At 65.2% G+C, this 17,133-nt stretch carries 15 protein-coding genes; 8 read left to right on the top strand and 7 right to left on the bottom strand.

Translation table 11 applies throughout. The features are described 5' to 3' along the window. Positions 1–70: 70 nt before the first annotated feature. From EJ074_RS16400 to EJ074_RS16380, 5 genes are all read right to left on the bottom strand, one after another. On the bottom strand, positions 71–1,087 hold the full coding sequence (locus EJ074_RS16400) for an ABC transporter permease (protein WP_095805350.1): 1,017 nt from the start codon (positions 1,085–1,087) through the stop codon (positions 71–73). Then, positions 1,084–2,586, bottom strand: a complete 1,503-nt coding sequence (locus EJ074_RS16395; RefSeq protein WP_165349947.1) for a sugar ABC transporter ATP-binding protein — start codon at positions 2,584–2,586, stop codon at positions 1,084–1,086. Before EJ074_RS16395 ends, EJ074_RS16400 begins: the two co-directional genes overlap by 4 nt. Positions 2,587–2,729: 143 nt before the next feature. Continuing rightward, positions 2,730–3,701 (bottom strand): sugar ABC transporter substrate-binding protein, encoded by a 972-nt coding sequence (locus tag EJ074_RS16390; RefSeq protein WP_095805463.1) that lies wholly within the window; start codon positions 3,699–3,701, stop codon positions 2,730–2,732. Between the two features lie 136 nt (positions 3,702–3,837). Then, complete coding sequence (locus tag EJ074_RS16385; protein WP_129553584.1) at positions 3,838–4,857, bottom strand: LLM class flavin-dependent oxidoreductase; 1,020 nt, start codon at positions 4,855–4,857, stop codon at positions 3,838–3,840. A 148-nt stretch (positions 4,858–5,005) separates the two neighbouring features. Further along, positions 5,006–6,499: an aldehyde dehydrogenase family protein gene (locus EJ074_RS16380; protein ID WP_095805348.1), complete on the bottom strand. Its 1,494-nt coding sequence runs from the start codon at positions 6,497–6,499 to the stop codon at positions 5,006–5,008. Between the two features lie 182 nt (positions 6,500–6,681). On the opposite strand from EJ074_RS16380, the gene EJ074_RS16375 reads away from it, so the two are divergent. Beyond that, positions 6,682–7,437, top strand: coding sequence for a COG4280 domain-containing protein (locus EJ074_RS16375; protein WP_095805461.1), 756 nt, complete (start codon positions 6,682–6,684; stop codon positions 7,435–7,437). Next, on the top strand, positions 7,434–7,649 hold the full coding sequence (locus EJ074_RS16370) for a hypothetical protein (protein WP_095805347.1): 216 nt from the start codon (positions 7,434–7,436) through the stop codon (positions 7,647–7,649). The genes EJ074_RS16375 and EJ074_RS16370 overlap by 4 nt, the downstream gene beginning before the upstream one ends. A 4-nt stretch (positions 7,650–7,653) precedes the next feature. Here EJ074_RS16370 and EJ074_RS16365 read toward each other — a convergent pair whose 3' ends face one another. Next, on the bottom strand, positions 7,654–8,520 hold the full coding sequence (locus EJ074_RS16365; RefSeq protein ID WP_095805460.1) for a helix-turn-helix domain-containing protein: 867 nt from the start codon (positions 8,518–8,520) through the stop codon (positions 7,654–7,656). A 106-nt stretch (positions 8,521–8,626) separates the two neighbouring features. Between EJ074_RS16365 and EJ074_RS16360 the strand changes: the two genes are divergently transcribed. The 5 genes from EJ074_RS16360 to EJ074_RS16335 all read left to right on the top strand — a co-directional run bounded on the left by EJ074_RS16360 (position 8,627) and on the right by EJ074_RS16335 (position 15,122). After that, the gene (locus EJ074_RS16360) at positions 8,627–9,895 is read left to right on the top strand and encodes an ABC transporter substrate-binding protein (RefSeq protein WP_095805346.1); all 1,269 of its coding nucleotides are present in this window, start codon (positions 8,627–8,629) and stop codon (positions 9,893–9,895) included. 344 nt (positions 9,896–10,239) lie between these two features. After that, the gene (locus EJ074_RS16350) at positions 10,240–11,100 is read left to right on the top strand and encodes a sugar ABC transporter permease (RefSeq protein ID WP_129553583.1); all 861 of its coding nucleotides are present in this window, start codon (positions 10,240–10,242) and stop codon (positions 11,098–11,100) included. Further along, positions 11,097–11,933: a carbohydrate ABC transporter permease gene (locus EJ074_RS16345; protein ID WP_095805344.1), complete on the top strand. Its 837-nt coding sequence runs from the start codon at positions 11,097–11,099 to the stop codon at positions 11,931–11,933. The genes EJ074_RS16350 and EJ074_RS16345 overlap by 4 nt, the downstream gene beginning before the upstream one ends. 12 nt (positions 11,934–11,945) lie before the next feature. After that, complete coding sequence (ugpC, locus tag EJ074_RS16340; RefSeq protein WP_095805343.1) at positions 11,946–13,031, top strand: sn-glycerol-3-phosphate ABC transporter ATP-binding protein UgpC; 1,086 nt, start codon at positions 11,946–11,948, stop codon at positions 13,029–13,031. 57 nt (positions 13,032–13,088) lie between these two features. After that, positions 13,089–15,122: an aldo/keto reductase gene (locus EJ074_RS16335; RefSeq protein WP_129553582.1), complete on the top strand. Its 2,034-nt coding sequence runs from the start codon at positions 13,089–13,091 to the stop codon at positions 15,120–15,122. Between the two features lie 221 nt (positions 15,123–15,343). On the opposite strand, the gene EJ074_RS16330 is transcribed toward EJ074_RS16335, so the two are convergent. Beyond that, a complete protein-coding gene (locus tag EJ074_RS16330; protein ID WP_095805342.1) occupies positions 15,344–15,772 on the bottom strand; it encodes an Lrp/AsnC family transcriptional regulator in 429 nt (142 codons plus the stop codon). 148 nt (positions 15,773–15,920) lie between these two features. On the opposite strand from EJ074_RS16330, the gene EJ074_RS16325 reads away from it, so the two are divergent. Next, on the top strand, positions 15,921–17,024 hold the full coding sequence (locus tag EJ074_RS16325) for a saccharopine dehydrogenase family protein (RefSeq protein ID WP_095805458.1): 1,104 nt from the start codon (positions 15,921–15,923) through the stop codon (positions 17,022–17,024). Positions 17,025–17,133: the final 109 nt, after the last annotated feature.

Here is a 17,133-nt window from a genome sequence, read left to right as displayed (position 1 = left end):
CCTGGTTACTCCTGCTTGTCCCACGCAACTCCGGGCGAAAAAACGCCTACGCATTTTTGCGCGGCGTGCATTAGCGGATCCTCCGCAACAGCCGCTCCCGATACGCGTCTAGAATGACGGCGAGCACGATGACAAGGCCAATCACGATCGGCTTGAAATTGTCGCCGACACCAAGCAGCTGCAAGCCGGTGCTGAGCACCTGCAGGATGCAGGCGCCCACCAGCGTGCCGATGATCGAGCCCTTGCCGCCGCTGAGGCTGGTGCCGCCGATGATGACGGCGGCGATCGCGTTGAGCTCGTAGCCGACGCCGGCGATCGGGCTGCCGATGTTGAGGCGCAGGAGATAGACCATGGCCGCGATGCCGGCCGTCAGGCCGCTGATGGTGAAGGCAGCGACCTTGTAGAAGTCCGGGTTATGGCCGGAGAGCCGCACCGCCTCGTCATTGGTGCCGACGGCGAAGATCATGCGGCCGAAGACGGTGAAGCGCAGCACGAACCAGCCGGCCGCGATGACCAGCACCGCGACCAGGAAGATCGACGGCAGGAAGCCGCCGATGATCAGGTTGCCGAAATCGACGAAACTCTGCGGCAGGCCGGTGATGGTCGAGTTGTCGCTGACGACGCGGGCGGCACCCGCCGCCATGTTGAGCATGCCGAGCGTGACGATGAAGGAGGGGATCTTCCAGCGCGTCGAGATCCAGCCGTTGAGCAGGCCGCAGGCCGCCCCGGTTGCCATGCAGGCGAGCAGCGCCAGCGTGATCGCCGCCGCCGGCGACAGGCTCTCGTTGATCATGACCGTCGCGCCGACCACGGTGCACAGCGCCAGCACCGAGCCGACCGAAAGGTCGATGCCGCCGGTGAGGATGACGAAGGTCATGCCTGCCGCCAGAACCGTGTTGATGGCGATCTGCACGAAGATCTTCAACGCATTGCCGGGCGTCGCGAAATAGGGCGCGCTGAGCGAGAAGAACAGCGTGATCAGCACCAGCGCCAGGAGCACGCCGGCGTCGCGGATGAGGAAGCGCAGGAACTTCGCCCGGCCGGGGGAAACGGGCGCCGCCACGAGGGGTTCGGACGTCTCGCTCATGGTCGCACATACTCCTGATAGGCCAGCGACAGGATGCGCTCCTGGTCGAATTCGGCGCGCGGCACCTCGCCGACGATTCTGTTCTTCGAGAAGACGATGATGCGGTGGCACATGCCCATCAGCTCGGGCAGGTCGGACGACACCATGATGATGCCCTTCTGCGCCGCCGCCAACATCCAGAGCAGCTGGTAGATCTCTCGCCGCGCGCCGATGTCGACCCCGCGCGTCGGCTCGTCGAGGATCAGCGTTGAGGTGCCGCGGAACAGCCATTTGGCCAGCACCACCTTCTGCTGGTTGCCGCCCGAGAGGTTTCGCACCGCCTGCTCGATCGAGCTTGCCTTGACGCGCAGCTGGCCGATCAGATCCCTGGCCACTGCGGCTTCGGCGCGGCGGTTGACCAGCCCATGGCGCGAAACCTTTGCCAGATCGGTGATGGTGATGTTCTTGTCGACGGCCAGGTCGAGCAGCAGCCCCTGGCCCTTGCGGTCCTCGGTGAGCAGGCTGAGCCCATGCCGCACGGCATCCTTGGGTGCGGTGATCGCTACCGGCTTGCCGTCGATCTCGACGATGCCGTCGAGCTTGGGATCGGCGCCGAACAGGGCCCGCATGGCCTCCGTGCGGCCGCTGCCGACCAATCCGGCGACGCCCAGGATCTCGCCATGCCGGACGGCGAAGGAAATTTCGGGCGTCGCTGCGCTGCGCTTCAGACTGGCGACGCTCAGCGCGATCTTGCCCGGCACGATCGAGGCGTCGAAGCTGTATTCGTCGGCGATGTCGCGGCCGATCATCATGCGCACCAGGTCGGGCACTGCGAGGCCGCGGAGGTTGCGTGTCGCCACCAGCCTGCCGTTGCGCAAAATGGTCACCCGGTCGCCGATCTCGAACACCTCATGCAGGCGATGCGAGATGTAGATGATGGTGACGCCCTTGGCCTTCAGCCGCTTGATGATGGAAAAGAGCCGTTTGATCTCCGGCGGCGTCAGCGTCGCCGTCGGTTCGTCGAGGACCAGGAGCTTGCTGTCGTAGCTCAGCGCCTTGGCGATCTCGACCAGCTGCATCTGCGCGACGCCCAGCGCCTCGACGCGGGTCCGGGGGTCGACGTCGAGCCCGACCTCCTCGAGCAACGCCACCGCGCGCCGGTTGAGCGCCTTGCCGTCGACGATGCCGAAGGCGCGGCGCGGCAGGCTTTCCAGCATCAGGTTCTCGGCGATGCTGAGATAGGGCAGCAGGTTGAGTTCCTGATGCACGATGCGGATGCCGCTCTGCTGCGCATCATGCGGCGTCTTCGGCTCATAGGGCGCGCCGTTGAATGCGATCGAGCCGCTGTCCGGCTGGTAGATGCCGGCGAGCAGCTTGATCAGCGTCGACTTGCCGGCGCCGTTCTCGCCCAGGATGATATGGGTTTCGCCGCGCGCGATCGACAGCGAGACGTCGCTCAGCGCGACGGCGCCGGGAAAGATCTTTCCGACCCCTTGAAGGGAAAGAATCACGTCGTCCATGGGCAGCGAAAAGTCCTGAGCTCCGCTCTTCTACCGCGAAAGCGATAGGAACGCGCCATCCTCGCCGCCGGAACAGGCCGGCGGCGACGATCAGGTAAAATGGGCGATAGCACCAGCTATCGACGCTGGTGCCGTTGGCAGTTTCACGCCGTGACCAGCTTGATGTCCGTCTTGACCCAGCCGGAGAATTTTTCGCCGGCGAGCTCGCGCAGGCCGTAGTCGATGCCGAGCGCCGCCATCTGCGCGCCATACTGCTCGACGGTGGCGAGCATCTTGCCTTCCTTGAGCAGCGGCCCGACGGCCGGGATGTTGTCGAATCCGACCACCTTGATCTGGCCCGACTTGCCGGCCGCGTCGATCGCCTTGACGACGCCGAGCGCCATCGAGTCGTTGGCCGCCATCACGCCCTGGATATCCGGGTGCTGGGTAAGGAAGTTGGTCATCAGCGTGTTGGCTTCCTCGGTCTCCCAATGCGCCGTCTTGGAGTCGAGCAGGTCGAGGCCGTGTTCCTTGACCGCGTCGTCGAAGCCGAGCTTGCGCTGCTTGGCGTTGTCGGCCTCCGGATTGCCTTCGAGGATGACGACCTTGCCGCCCTTGCCCAGCGCCTTGCCGAGCGCGTCGCCCGCCAGCTTGGCGCCGGCCCGGTTGTCCGGGCCGAAGAAGGCGAGATCGATGCCGGCCTTCTTCTTGGCTTCCTCGTCGAGCGCGACGTCGATGTTGATGACCTTGATGCCGGCCTTCAGCGCCTTGGCGATCGGCGTCACCATGGCCTTGGAATCGGCCGGCGCCACGACGATGATGTTGTAGTTCTGGGTGATGAAGTTCTCGATCGCATCGACCTGCGCGGCGAAATCGCGCTCGTCCTTCATGCCGACGGCGGCGAAATCGAACTTGTCCTTGTTCTTGGCCGCATACGCCTCGGCGCCGGCCTGCATCTGCTTGAAGAACTCGTTGGCCAGGGACTTCATGACCAGGCCGACCTTCGGCTTGTCGGCAGCGAAAGCCGGGCCGAATGGCAGTGCGAGCGCGCCGGCGGCAAGCGCGCTGGTCCTGAGAAACTGGCGCCGCGAGAAGCGGCTTAGATCGAGTCCATGCGACTTTGAAGTCTTGCTCATGCTTTCCTCCACTCATTACGCCGTAATCGGTTACGTAACCGATTACGTGAAAGTAAGATGTTATTTTATCAGGTGTCAATATCGACGGTAAGCCACATCCCGAGCGCCGCAGCAATATTGGGGAAGTCGGTCCGGCTTAGCGCCAGCCCAGCGCCGGCGCGACGTGCTTCAGGATCGCCTCGATGACATGGGCGTTGTAGTCGACGCCGAGCTGGTTGGGCACGGTGAGCAGCAGCGTGTCGGCCTCGGCGATCGCCTGGTCTTGCCTGAGCTGTTCGACCAGGACGTCCGGCTCGGCGGCATAGGTGCGGCCGAAGACGGCGCGCTTCTCCGGCTCGATATAGCCGAAATGGTCCTCGCCCTCGCTGCCGCCGAAATAGGCGCGGTCCATGTCGTTGACGAGCGCAAAGATGCTGCGGCTGACCGAGACGCGCGGCTCCCTGGCGTGGCCGGCTTCCTTCCAGGCGGCGCGGTAGGCGCGGATCTGCTCGGCCTGCTGGATGTGCAGCGGCTCGCCGCTCTCGTCGAATTTCAGCGTCGAGCTCTGCAGGTTCATGCCGAGCCTGGCCGCCCATTCGGCGGTGGCGTTGGTGGCGGCACCCCACCAGATGCGCTCGCGCAGGCCAGCGGAGAACGGCTCCAGGCGCAGCAGCCCGGGCGGGTTGGGAAACATTGGCCGCGGATTGGGCTGCGCAAAACCTTCGCCGCGCAGCAGGTCCAGGAAAATCTCGGCGTGGCGGCGCGCCATGTCGGCGTCGCTCTTGCCCTCTTCCGGCACGTAGCCGAAGTATCGCCAGCCATCGATCACCTGCTCGGGCGAGCCGCGGCCGATGCCGAGCTGCAGCCGCCCGCCGGCGATCAGGTCGGCCGCGCCGGCATCCTCGGCCATGTAGAGCGGGTTTTCGTAGCGCATGTCGATGACGGCGGTGCCGAGCTCGATCCGCTTCGTCTTCGCGCCCGCCGCGGCCAGCAGCGGGAAGGGCGAGCCGAGCTGCCGGGCAAAATGGTGGACGCGGAAATAGGCGCCGTCGGCGCCGAGCTCCTCGGCCGCGACCGCCAGGTCGATCGATTGCAGCAGCGCGTCCGCTCCCGAGCGCGTGCCCGATTGCGGCGCGGGCGACCAATGCCCGAACGAAAGAAACCCGATCTTCTTCATGCGCTCCATTCCAGTCCGGAGCGGCTCGCCGAGCCGCTGAAATTCGTTTGTTGCCCAGGAAAAGCCAACGCTTTCGGCCTGGGAATTTCGTGAAGACAGGTAGTAGGGCAGGGCAGCGATTCAACGGACACTGAATTGATACAGACTGTCAATCAGTACGGATCCAGACGCCCTTGGTGTGGAGATATTCATCGAGATGCTCGGCGCCGCCCTCGCGGCCGTAGCCGCTCATCTTGTAGCCGCCGAAGGGCACCGCCGGGTCGATGGCGTGATAGGTGTTGACCCAGACCGAGCCGGCGCGCAGCCGGTTGGCGAGCTGATGCGCCTTGCCGACGTCGCGGGTGAACACGCCGGCGCCGAGTCCGTAGGGCGTGTCGTTGCCGCGCCGCACCGCCTCGTCCAGCGTGTCGAAGGGCAGCGCCGAGATGATCGGCCCAAAAATTTCCTCGCGCGCGATGCGCATGCCGTCGCTGACCCCTGAGAACACACCGGGCGTCATGAAATTGCCGGCGGCCAGGGCGCCCTCGGTGATGCGCATGCCGCCCGTCAGCAGCCGCGCGCCTTCGCGCGCGCCGTCCTCGATGAAGCCTGTGACACGCTCGAGCTGCCGCGGTGAGATCAGCGGCCCGATCTCGGTGTCGGGATCGGCGCCGTCGCCGATGCGGAGTTTCGCGGCGAAGGCGGCGACGCGCTCGACGAATTCGTCGTAGATCGGCCGCTCGACGAAAAGCCGCGAGCCGGCAATGCAGATCTGGCCGGAATTGGCGAACACGGACATCGCCGTCACCGGCACGGCGCGCTCGATATCGGCATCGGCCAAGACGATCACCGGCGACTTGCCGCCGAGTTCCAGCGACACGCGCTTCATGTTGGCGGCCGAGGCGCGCAGGATGGCCTGGCCGGTGGCGGTCGAGCCGGTGAAGACAAGCTTGTCGACATCCATATGCGCGGCCAGCGGCGCGCCGGCTTCCGCGCCGGTGCCGGTCACGACATTGACGACGCCGGGCGGCACGCCGGCCTCCTGCATCAGGTCGGCGATCAGGAGCGGCGTCAGCGGCGCCTCTTCCGAGGGCTTCAAGACGATGGTGCAGCCGGTGGCCAGAGCCGGGCCGATCTTCCAGATCGAGGCGGCGGTCGGCGCATTCCAGGGAATGATCGCGCCGACCACGCCGACCGGCTCCTTGCGCGTGTAGGAGACGATCTCGCCCGGCAGCGAATTGCCGATCGTGTGGCCGTGGATCGACGTCGCCATGCCGGCATAGAAGCGCAGCATGCCGAGCACGCGGTTCCTGTTGGCCAGGGTGCGGGTGATCGGCATGCCCATATCGGTGGTGTCGGAAAGCGCCAGCTCTTCCCAATGCCGCTCCATCAGATCGGCAATCTTCAGCAGGAGCAGCTGTCGCTCATAGGGCTTGAACCGGCTCCACGGCCCTTCGAAGGCGCGGCGCGCCGCAGAAACCGCGAGATCGATGTCTTTCGCGTCGGCCTGCGGCACGGTGCCGATCAGGGCGCCGGTGGCCGGGTTGCGCGTTTCGAATGTCCGGCCGCTGACAGCGTCGCACCACTGGCCGTCGATCAGCATCTGCCGGTGCCGGCCGTCGATCGGGGTGCGTGGGGAAAGACGTCTCGCCGGTATCGCCATCCGGTTGTTTCCTTAGCTGGTTCGTGGCGTTATGGCATCGCCTAAGATCGGGCTGCAAGGCGGGCACGCCGCCGCCGGTCGTCCGCATATTCCAATCTGCCATAGTTTGGGCTTCATAACCGATTGAACAAGGGCTGCGCGTCGAGCGTGATCACTCGGCGGCAATGCTGGAGACCCGACCTTTGCACGACCTGACACCCATCCTCTCCACCGTCACGGCATCGTTCCTGGCGTCCTTTGTCGAGGTCGTCGAAGCCTTCACCATCGTGCTTGCCGTCGGCGTGACGCGCAGCTGGCGCCCGGCGCTGACGGGCGCCGCGCTAGCTCTCGCCGTGCTGGCGGCGCTGGTGCTGGCCTTCGGACCGCTGCTGGCGCTCGTCCCCATCACCGTCCTGCAATTCGTGGTCGGCGTGCTTCTCATCCTGTTCGGCATGCGCTGGTTGCGCAAGGCGATCCTGCGCAGAGCCGGCATCCTCGCGCTGCGCGACGAGGAGGCGGCCTTCTTGCGGCAGACCGCCGCGCTTGGCCGCCAGGCGGCCGACCGCCGCGCCGACTACCTGGCCGGCGTGGCGGCCTTCAAGGCGGTGCTGCTCGAAGGCGTGGAGGTGGTGTTCATCGTCGTCGCCGTCGGCGCCGCGCATGGGCAGACGCTCTATGCCAGCCTGGGTGCGCTGGCGGCTTTCGTGCTGGTGATGCTTGTCGGCCTGGCCGTCCACCGCCCGCTGGCGCGCGTTCCGGAAAACGCGCTCAAATTCATTGTCGGGCTGATGCTGACCAGCTTCGGCGTATTCTGGACCGGTGAGGGCCTCGGCGCCGAGTGGCCCGGCGAGGATTTCGCGCTCATAGCCATTTTCGGCATCATTGCCGGGACGTCCTTCGCCATCGTGCGCCGGCTGCGCGGCGTCTATCCTAGGCCCGCTGAAGGAAGCGCCCGATGAAGATCCTCAGCCTCATCCTGAAGGAGCTGGTCGGCATGTTCGTCGACGACGGCAGCCTGGCGCTGTTGGCGCTGGTCCTGATCGCCTTGATCGGAGCGGCCGTGAAGCTGCTCGGACTGCCGCCGCTCGCCGGCGGCGTGCTGATCCTGCTCGGCTGCCTCGCCATATTGTGGCAGAGCGCCCGCCGCGCGGCACGTGAGGGAGAGAGGTGATGGGCTACCGGCCGCCCGCCCTGCGGAAATCGGAGGGAGACATGCCGGCAAGCTTGCGGAACGACTTGTTGAAGGCGCTCAGCGAGCCGAAGCCGGAGTCCATCGCCACCTTAAGAACATTGGCATCCTCATGCATCAGCAGCGCCTGCGCGTAGCTCAGCCGCAGCAGGTTGACATACTCGTTGAGCGTCATGCCGGTCGATTTCTTGAACAGGCTCATGGCGTATTTCGGGTGAATGTCGGCGGCGGCAGCGATGTTCACGCAATCGATGTCGTAAAGGAAATTTTCGGCGATGAAGTCGCACATGCGCCCGACATTGCGCGACGACTGCTGGTCGAAGGGATTGCCGGCACCTTGCCCCGGTCCGGTCCCCGGCACCAGCCGGTACGGCTCGAAGCGCACCCGCTCGAGCCTCAACAGCAGCTCGTTGACGGCATGTTCGGCCTTTGCCGGATCGCCCGAGCGCGCATACTCGTTCCAGCGTCTGAAATTATCATTGTCAGACTGGTCGGTGGCATTCGTCACCAGCGTCGCCCCGGTCATCAGCCGGTGCCTGACATCGGCCGGCAAATGCAGCCTGAAGAAATGCACCAGCGGCAGGTGCGCGCCGGCATAGATGGCGTCATCCGTCAGGTCGTCCATCTGGTGCGGCAGGCCGCCCCAGAACAGGCACATCTCGCCGGCCGAAAGCGATATCTCATGCTCCGCCATGCGGTAATGCACGCTGCCGCGCACGATGAAGTTCACCTCGACCTGGGCGTGCCAGTGGGGTTTCAGCATCACCAGCGGATGGTTGTGGAACATCTGCAGCGCCAAGGGCAGGCCTTCGACGCTGCTCGCGCCGGGCTGATAGAACGGACGCCCAGGCATCTTACTTTCCGCCAACTTCTTATTCCCTTTGTCGGGGACAAGCCTTCCGCGCCGCATAATCTAGCCACGCTCACGGTGAGAGAGCAAACGAAATGGGAGGATTTCAATGCGCACCACACTGACCTGCGCCACGCTTTTGCTTGCGCTGGGCTCCGGCCCGGCGCTGGCGCAATCCGGCGAAATCACGATTTGGAGCTGGAACATCGCCGCTTCCTCGCTGAAGGCCACGGTAGCCGGCTTCAACAAGAAGTATCCCGACATCAAGGTCACCGTTCAGGACCTCGGCAATCAGCCTACCTATGACAAGTCGATTGCCGGTTGCGCCGCCGGCGGCGTCGGTCTGCCCGACATCGTCTCGATCGAGAATGGCGAGGCCGAGAACTACTGGAGTCAGTTCCCCGACTGTTTCGTTGACCTGCACACGCTTGGCTACACCGCCGAGGACGAGAAGAAATTCCCCGATTTCAAGCGCACCGAGCTCGAAGTGGGCGACAAGGCCTACGCGATGCCGTGGGATTCCGGACCGGTGGCGGTGTTCTACCGCCGCGACTTCTACGAAAAGGCTGGCGTCGATCCCGCCTCGATCAAGACCTGGGACGATTTCATCGCCGCCGGCAAGAAGATCCAGGCCGTCAATCCCGGCGTCACCATGACCAATGCCGATTTCAACGGCGACACCGAATTCTTCCGGATGATCTCCAACGAGCAAGGCTGCGGCTACTTCGCCGAGGACGGCCAGTCGATCACGGTCAACCAGCCGAAATGCGTCGATACCCTGACCAAGATCAAGGAGATGAAGGACGCCGGCATCATGTCGTCGGCCGACTGGGGCACCAAGATCACCAACAACACCGCCGGCACCGTCGCCAGCCAGGTCTATGGCGGCTGGTATGAAGGCACGATCCGCACCGAATCGCCGAAGGAGAGCGGCAAGTGGGGCGTCTACCCGATGCCCAGCCTCACCGCCGACGGGCCGCGTGCCGCAAATCTCGGCGGCTCCTCCTTGGCCATCACCTCGGCCAGCAAGAACAAGGAAGCGGCCTACGCCTATCTGAAATACACGTTGGAGACCAATGAAGGCCAGATCACCATGCTGAAGGATTTCGGCCTGGTGCCGTCGCTGATCTCGGCGCTCCAAGACCCCTACGTCTCGCAGGGTCTGGACTACTGGGGCGGCCAGGCGGTGTGGAAGGACATTCTCGCCACCCTGCCCAAGGTGGTGCCGAGCCGCGGCACGCAGTTCCAGAGCGATGCCGAGATCATCATGCGCGCCGTGCAGACCAAATATCTGGGCGGCGGCTATCCGGATGCCAAGGCGGCGCTCGACGACGCCGCCAACCAGATCGCCTCGGCGACCGGCCTGCCGGTAAAGTGAGGAGGCGGGAATGGTGCCGCTGGCAGTTTCGACAGCAAGATTGCCGGACCGTCGGCGCTGCCCCTCACCTGCCTGCCGGCATCCTCTCCCCGTATAGTGACGGGGAGAGGGGCGCTGTCGCCAACGGTTTCGCCAATCGCCAAGGTCGGGGGGCGCCGGCGGTGCGCCCAGCCCCTTCTCCCCGTCACTATACGGGGAGAAGTGCCCGGCGGGCGATGAGGGGCGGCGGCGGCATCGACAGTTGAGGCTGCGCTGAAATGGAACCGCGAGCCACACCGGCATTATAGCTGACACGACGCCAGAGGCGGCATGTCACAATCCCGGAACCGGAAAGGAGGAAGACGATGCGCTACCGGAACGCCACCGCGTATCGCTTCCTCACGCCCTATCTGCTGGTCTTCGCCATTTTCTGGATCTGGCCGATCATCAGTTCCTTCCTGATCTCCTTCCAGGCGACTCGCACCGTGCCGTGGCGATTCGCGCCGGCCTTCAACTGGGGCCGCCTGATCGGCGACCCGGCCTTCTTCAACGCGCTCAAGAACACCCTGCTGATCCTCGTCATCCAGGTGCCGGTGATGATCGCGCTGGCGATCGTGATGGCGGTGCTCTTGAATTCGCCACTGCTGAAACTGCGCGGTCTCTACCGCTTCGCCTTCTTCGCTCCGGTCGTGGTCGGCGAGGTGGCCTATTCGGCGGTGTTCCGGCTGATGTTCAGCCTTGATTTCGGTATCGTCAACAAGCTGCTCAACGGCGTCGGCCTGCCGAAAATCGACTGGTTCTCCAACGACACGCCGGCCATGGCGCTGATCATGATCGCGGTCACCTGGCGCTGGGCCGGCTACAACGCCATCATCATCCTCGCCGGCCTGCAGTCCATTCCGGACGACGTCTACGAGGCGGCGACGCTGGATCGCGTCAGCAAGGTCAAGCAGTTCTTCTACATCACCTTGCCGCTGCTGAAGCCGGTGATCGTCTTCTGCGCCGTGCTGTCGATCATCGGCACCATGCAGCTCTTCACCGAGCCGTTCCTGATCACCGAGCGCGGCGGACCGGGCGGCGGCACCGAGACGCTGGGTCTCTTGCTTTACCGCCAGGGTTTCCGCTCGCTCAATTTCGGCTATGCCTCGGCCATCGCCTACACCATGGCCGGGCTGGCGATCGCCATCACCCTGGTGCAGCTCTGGCTGACGAGAGACCCGAAATGACCTCGCGCGCCAACAATCGCCTCGGCCGCAGCATCCTGCTGCATCTCGTCCTGACGCCGCTGGCGCTGGTCTGGCTGTTCCCGCTGTGGATGATGGTGGTGTTCGCCACCATGCCCGACAACGCCATCTTCAGCCCCGGCATCCAGCTTCTGCCGCGTGACAGCTTCCTCGACAATGTCGGCAATCTCGAGCGCGACACCAATTTCATCGGCGCCATCGGCATCTCGGTCTCGGTCGCGGTGACCTACACCTTTCTGTCGGTGCTGCTCACCTCGATGGCCGGCTGGGCGCTGGCGCGCTACGAGTTCTTCGGCAAGGGCATGGTGGTGGCGATCATCTTCGGCACCATCACGCTTCCCTATGCGGTCGTGCTGATCCCGCAATTCATAATGGTGGCGCGCGACTTCCAGCTCGCCAACACCTGGGTCGCGCTGATCGTGCCGCCGCTGTTCAATTCGCTCGGCGTGCTCTTCATGCGCCAGGCCTTCTCGATGATGCCGGCCGAGCTGTTCGACGCCGCGCGCGTCGAGGGCGTGAAGGAGTGGCGCATCTTCCTTTTCGTCGCGCTGCCCCTGGCGCGGCCGATGCTGGCGGCGCTTGCCATCATCCTCTTCCTCGCCTCCTGGAACAATTATCTGTGGCCGCTGCTGATCAACAGCCAGCCCGGCGCGATGACGGCGCCGGTCGCGCTCGGCACGCTGATCGGCCTGACCAAGGTTTCATGGGGCGGCATCATGGCCGGCGCCGTCATGCTGACCGTGCCGATGCTTGTCGTCTTCGTGCTGCTGCAGCGTCATTTCATCGCCGGCATCGCCGCCGGCGCAGTCAAATAGGACAGGACCAGGATGGCTGCGGTCACCCTCACCAATGTCGTCAAGCGCTTCGGCGTCTTCGAAGTCGTCCATGGCGCCAGCATCGACATCGCCGATGGCGAGTTCGTCGTCTTCGTCGGCCCGTCCGGCTGCGGCAAGTCCACGCTCTTGCGCATGGTCGCCGGGCTCGAGGACATCAGCAGCGGCGAGATCGCCATCGGCGGCAAGGTGGTGAACGATGTCGAGCCGGCCGACCGCGGCATCGCCATGGTTTTCCAGTCCTACGCGCTCTATCCGCATATGACGGTGGAGCAGAACCTCAGCTTCGGTCTGAGGATGAACGGCAACCCCAAGGCCGACACCGATCGGCGGGTGAAGCGCGCCGCCGAAATCCTGTGCATCGACGAGCTGATGCAGCGGCGGCCGAAGCAATTGTCCGGCGGCCAGCGCCAGCGCGTCGCCATCGGCCGCGCCATCGTGCGCGAGCCGCAGGTCTTCCTCTTCGACGAGCCGCTCAGCAACCTCGACGCCGAATTGCGAGTCCAGATGCGGATCGAAATCTCGCGCCTGCACAAGGAACTCGGCGCCACCATGATCTATGTGACGCACGACCAGACCGAGGCGATGACGCTGGCTGACCGGATCGTCGTGCTCAAGGCCGGCAATGTCGAGCAGATCGGCGCTCCGCTCGACCTCTACGACGATCCGGCCAATCGCTTCGTCGCCGGCTTCATCGGCTCGCCGAAGATGAATTTTATCGCCGCGAGGGTCGTCGAGGCAGGGCACGGCTTCGCGACCATCGAACTCGTCAATCATGGCGGCGCGAGACTGCGCAAGCCGCTTTGCGACGCGGCACCGGCCGCAGGCGCCGAGGTGGCGCTCGGCGTTCGGCCCGAGCATTTCTTCGAGGCCGGGCAAGGCGACTGCGACATCGCCGTCAAGGCCGAGGTCGCCGAGCATTTGGGCTCGGTAAGCTACGTCTATGCCGATGCCGGGCCAGAGGAGCTGATCATCGAGCGCGAGGCCGCGCGTCAGCGCGCCAGCGGCGACCACTTCACCGTCTCGATCAAGGCCGACCGCTCGCTGCTCTTCGATAAGACAGGCGCGCGCATCCGCTGACTTTCCTTTCCTGCCCGATCGCCAAGGCGAGCGCGGCGACCCATGGAGAATTTTGACATGACATCCATATCCAGAAAGATTCGCTGGGGCATTCTCGGGCCCGGCAGCATCGCAAGATCCTTCGCCGGCGGCGTCGCGCAGTCGCGTACCGGCGAGCTGGTCGCGCTCGGCGCCCGCAACCCCGGCAAGCCGGGACTCGCCGAAGCCTTTGCGGGTGCGCGCATCCTCGGCGGCTACGAGGCGCTGCTTGCCGATGACTGCGTCGACGCCGTCTACATCGCGACACCGCATCCCGGCCACGCCGAATGGGCAATCAAGGCCGCGGAAGCCGGCAAACATGTGCTGTGCGAGAAACCGCTGGCGCTGACCGCCTTCGAGACGGATGCCATGATGCACGCGGCCCGCAAGGCCGGCACGTTCCTGGGCGAAGCCTTCATGTACCGGCTTCACCCGCAGACCCGGCAGCTGGTCGAGCTGATCAAGTCAGGCGTCATCGGCGAGGTTCGCATGATCAAGTCGAGCTTCGGCTTCGCCATGCCGGGCTTCATGCCCGAGCATCGGCTTTATGCCAACGAGCTTGCCGGCGGCGGCATTCTCGATGTCGGCGGCTATCCGGTGTCGATGGCGCGGCTGATCGCGGGTGCGGCGGCGGGACGACCTTTCCTCGAGCCGGACAGGGTAGTGGGTGCCGCCCATCTCGGCCAATCGAGAGTCGACGAGTGGGCCTCGGCGCTGCTCACCTTCCCGGGCGGCATCGTCGCCGAGGTCTCCTGCAGCATTTCGCTGAACCAGGACAATGTGCTGCGCATCTTCGGCACCAAGGGTCACATCGAGGTGCCCGACTTCTGGTTCGCCGGCGGCAACCGCGATGTCGGCCTGGGCCGGATCGACGTGGTCCGATCCGGGGCTGCGCGCGAAACCGTCAGCGTCAACGAGACGCGTCATCTCTATTCCTTCGAGGTCGACGCTGCGGGCGAAGCAATCCAAGCGGGCCGGCAGGAATTCGCCTGGCCGGGCATGAGTTGGGCCGACAGCCTCCATAATCTGCGTGTTCTCGACAAATGGCGTGCCGCGGTCGGGCTGGAATACGAAATCGAGAAGCCGGCAAAGCGCATCAACACCATCTCCGGCCGGCCGCTCAGGGCCGGCGGCACCGCCATCGGCAAGCGCACCATTCCGGGACTGCCGCGGCCGGCTTCGCGGCTGGCGCTCGGCTTCGAGGATTTCCGCACCTTCTCCTCGGGCTCGATCCTGCTCGACGCTTATTTCGAGGCCGGCGGCAATCTGTTCGACACCGGCTATGTGTACGGCGGCGGCTACACCGAGACGCTGCTCGGCCAATGGCTGAAGAATCGCGGCGTGCGCGAACAGTCGGTCATCATCGCCAAGGGCGCCCATTCGCCGCTCTGCTACCCCGATGTGATCGGCAAGCAGCTCGCCCAGTCGCTCGACCGGCTGCAGACCGACCATGTCGACATCTATTTCATGCACCGCGACAATTCGGACGTGCCGGTCGGCGAATTCGTCGACGCCATGGACCGGGAGGTGAGGGCCGGCCGCATCCGCGGCCCGTTCGGCGGCTCCAACTGGACGATGGAGCGCATGGATGAGGCGATTGCCTATGCCGAGCGCACCGGCAAGCAGAAGCCGGGCGCGCTCTCCAACAATTTCTCGCTGGCCGAGATGCTGGAGCCGATCTGGGCCGGCTGCATCACTTCTTCGAGCGATGATTGGAAAGCCTGGCTGACGGCAAGGCAGATGCCGAACTTCGCCTGGTCGAGCCAGGGCCGCGGCTTCTTCACCGATCGCGCCGGCCGCGACCGCACCGACAATGAGGAGTTGGTGCGCGTCTGGTATTCGCAGAAGAATTTCGGCCGCCGCGACCGGGCGATCGAACTGGCGCGGAGGCTCGGCAAGAGCCCGATCCATGTCGCGCTGGCTTACGTCTTGGCGCAGCCCTTCCCGTCGGTGCCGCTGATCGGTCCGCGCACGCTGGACGAGCTCGAGGACAGCTTGAAGGCGCTGGACATTGAGCTGTCGGCGGAAGATGTGGCGTGGCTGGACAACGGGCCGGAGAGAAGGCGGGCGTAGGAGCCGACGCTTGAGATTGGCGAAGGCCGCCGCGACATCCAATCTCCCCCCTTGCGGGGGAGATGCCTGGCAAGGCAGAGGGGGGTGCTGTCCCGCCGGCGTCTCCTAACATGTGACTGGCACGAGAAGACAGGCCAAAGCCGGCATTCCTTCACACCCCCCTCTGGCCTGCCGGCCATCTCCCCCGCAAGGGGGGAGATCAGCAGTTCCACCGCCCCGCCTCACCGATCCACCCGCGTCGACAAGATGATCGACGACGACGTCCGTTCCACCCCGTCCATCGCTCCGATCCGGTCGAGCAGCGCGTCGAGATCGCGGATCGACGGCGCGTCGACGATGACGATCATGTCGAAATTGCCGCTCACCGAATGCAGCGTCCTGACTTGCGGCAGCGCCTCCAGGCTGCGCACCACCTTGTCGGCGAGCTTGGGCGTGACGGTGAGCAGGACATGCGCCTTGACCAGCCCCTGCTCATAGTCCGGTGACAGCCTGACGCCATAGCCGGCGATGATGCCGCGCTGTTCCAGCCGCTCGATCCGGCTCTGCACCGTGGTGCGCGACACGCCGAGCTGTCTTGCGAGCTCCGCGGTCGAGGCGCGTGCGTTGGCGCGCAGCAGCGAAAGCAGGGCCTGTTCGGCATTGCTGATCATTTCGACGAAACCTCTCGGCAATAAGCTTAAACTTGAGCTTCACTTTGACAGATTCCACGCTTCTTTTCGACGGGCAAGCTGCGATGATCCCGGCAGCTCGAATCGGCCCCGTCCGAATTGGCCCACCCGAATTGGAGAGGGTATGATCATGAAGAACATCGTTGTCGTCGGCGCCGGCAAGATCGGCTCGACCATCGCCGAGATGCTCAGCGCCACGGGCGACTATCACGTCACGCTCGTCGACCGCTCGGCCGCCCAGTTCGCCGCGGCCGAATTGCCCGCCGCCGTCGCGACGCGCGAGCTCGACATCGCGGCGCCGGGCGCGCTGGAGGCAGTGTTCGCCGGCAAGTTCGCGGTGCTGAGCGCCGCGCCTTTCCACCTCACCACGCGCATCGCCGAGGCAGCCGCCGCCGCCGGCGTGCACTATCTCGACCTCACCGAGGATGTCGTCAGCACGCGCCGGGTGAAGGAGCTGGCGCGCGCCGCAAACAGTGCCTTCATTCCGCAATGCGGCCTGGCGCCGGGATTCATCTCGATCGTCGCCAACGATCTCGCCAGCCGCTTCGACACGCTGGAAAGCGTGCGCATGCGCGTCGGCGCCCTGCCGCAATATCCGTCCAACGCGCTGAACTACAACCTGACCTGGAGTACCGACGGCGTCATCAACGAATATTGCGAGCCCTGCGAGGCGATCGTCGAGGGCGAGCTGATCGAGGTGCCGCCGCTGGAGGAGCGCGAGGAGTTCTCGCTCGACGGCGTCACCTACGAGGCCTTCAACACCTCCGGCGGTCTGGGCACGCTGGCCGAGACGCTGAAGGGGAAGGTGCGCACGCTGAACTACCGCACCATCCGCTATCCCGGCCACGCCGCGATCATGAAGGCGCTGCTCAACGATCTCGGGCTGCGCCACCGCCGCGACGTGCTGAAGGACATTTTCGAGAGCGCGCTGCCGGCGACGCTGCAGGACGTGGTCATCGTCTTCGTCACCGTCTCCGGCCGCAGGAACGGCCGCCTGCTGCAGGAGACCTACGCCAACAAGATCTACTCGCACCGCGTCGGCGACGTCGTGCGCAGCGCCATCCAGATCACCACCGCCTCCGGCATCTGCGCCGTGCTCGACATGCTGGCCGACGGCACCCTGCCGGCCAAGGGCTTTGTCCGCCAGGAAGACATCGCGCTCGACGCCTTCCTCGCCAACCGCTTCGGCCGCGCCTACGCCCAGCACGAGATGGTGAGCCGATTAGCGGGGTGAGCTGTGTGATCTTCCCCCTTGAGGGGAAATGTCGCCGAAGGCGACAGAGGGTCGCCGCGCGTGGAGCGCCAACCTCCATCTGTCGCAACGGAGTCGCATCCAGTCGCAT

Origin of the sequence: Mesorhizobium sp. M3A.F.Ca.ET.080.04.2.1 (assembly GCF_003952525.1) — a bacterium.
Taxonomy (GTDB): domain Bacteria; phylum Pseudomonadota; class Alphaproteobacteria; order Rhizobiales; family Rhizobiaceae; genus Mesorhizobium.
This window is presented reverse-complemented; position numbering and strand designations above follow the sequence as displayed.